The organism is Alkalihalophilus lindianensis, from assembly GCF_032843265.1.
Classification (GTDB): Bacteria; Bacillota; Bacilli; order Bacillales; family Bacillaceae_D; genus Alkalihalophilus; species Alkalihalophilus lindianensis.
The window spans coordinates 1-383 of the sequence record NZ_JAWJBA010000083.1; the positions used below are offsets into that span (position 1 = coordinate 1).

1 protein-coding gene is annotated in these 383 nt (G+C 46.2%); it reads right to left on the reverse strand.

The features are described from left to right. On the reverse strand, positions 1-363 hold a 363-nt coding region (locus RYX56_RS21390; protein ID WP_317123992.1), incomplete at its 3' end, for an SH3 domain-containing protein. Positions 364-383: the final 20 nt, after the last annotated feature.

Here is a 383-nt window from a genome sequence, read left to right on the forward strand (position 1 = left end):
TGTACTGACGTATCCATCCTTGCCATTCGCTTTCACCTTCGCCCATCCATTCGCTTCCGAATAAACGGTAACAGCGGTACCTTTTGCTAGAGAGGTAACGACTGCAGCGTTGGTCGAAGCACTTTTACGCAAGTTTAATGATCCACTGTCAATATCGACATATTTAGTTGTAGCTTTAACAGTAACATTAGTTTGTTTGGAGTTCTCCGCTTTTTTGGCTGCTAGAAAGCTCGTGCTGACGTATCCCTCTTTGCCATTCGCCTTCACTTTTGCCCATCCATTCGCTTCCGAATAAACGGTAACAGCTGTGCCTTTTGCCAGAGAGGCAACGACAGCTGCGCTGTTCGAAGCACTTTTGCGCAAGTTTAATGATCCACTGGCAA